Annotated in this window: 1 protein-coding gene; it reads left to right on the forward strand. The window is 67.5% G+C overall.

Annotation, left to right across the window (positions count from 1 at the left end; all coding sequences use genetic code 11):
- Window positions 1-30 precede the first annotated feature (30 nt).
- On the forward strand, window positions 31-878 hold an 848-nt coding region (locus tag FLV34_RS39445), incomplete at its 3' end, for an ABC transporter permease (RefSeq protein WP_147945606.1).

Genomic DNA, 878 nt, shown 5'->3' on the forward strand with positions numbered 1-878 from the left:
GCGGCGGGTCCGGGCGGGCGGTTCGGCCGGCTGGGCGAGGTCCGGCACCTGGGGCTGGTCGCGGCGTTGGTGCTGCTGGCGATCGTGGGTCTGGTGACCAGGCCGGAGAACTTCGCCACCTCGTCCAACCTGGTGAGCATTCTGGCGCTGGCCTCGACGATCGGTGTGATCACGGTCGGGATGACGTTCGTGATCATCGGGGGTGGCATCGACCTGTCGGTCGGGGCGTTGATGGCGCTGGCCTCGGTGTGGGCGACGACGCTGGCCACGCAGTCCTACGGGCCGATCGTGATGATCGTGTGCGCGGTGCTGGTCGGCACCGGCGCGGGACTGTTGAACGGCATTTTGATCGCCTATGGGCGGATGGTGCCGTTCATCGCGACGCTGGCGATGATGGTGGCCGGGCGTGGCCTGGCGCAGCGGATGTCGAACCAGCGCACGCAGCTGGTGCAGCCGGACAACTCGCTGATCGTGGACCTGTCGACCACGCGGCTGCTCGGGCTGCCGTTGCTGGTGTATGTGTTCGCGCTGGTGGTGCTGATCGGCTGGGTGGTGCTGAACCGTACGACGTTCGGCCGGCGCACCTATGCGGTGGGCGGCAACCCCGAGGCGGCGCGGCTGGCCGGTATCGACGTGCGCAAGCACACGCTGATGTTGTACGCGCTGTCGGGTCTGTGCTGCGGGATCGCCGCGGTGCTGATCATGGCGCGGACCACGACGGGGTCGTCCACGCATGGTGATCTGTACGAGCTGGACGCGATCGCGGCGGTGATCATCGGTGGGACGCTGCTGAGCGGCGGCCGGGGCACGATCATCGGGTCGATCCTGGGTCTGCTGATCTTCACGGTGATCACCAACCTGTTCATCCTCAACGGTCT

Source organism: Microbispora sp. CSR-4 (assembly GCF_008033685.1).
In the GTDB taxonomy this organism is placed as follows: Bacteria; Actinomycetota; Actinomycetes; order Streptosporangiales; family Streptosporangiaceae; genus Microbispora.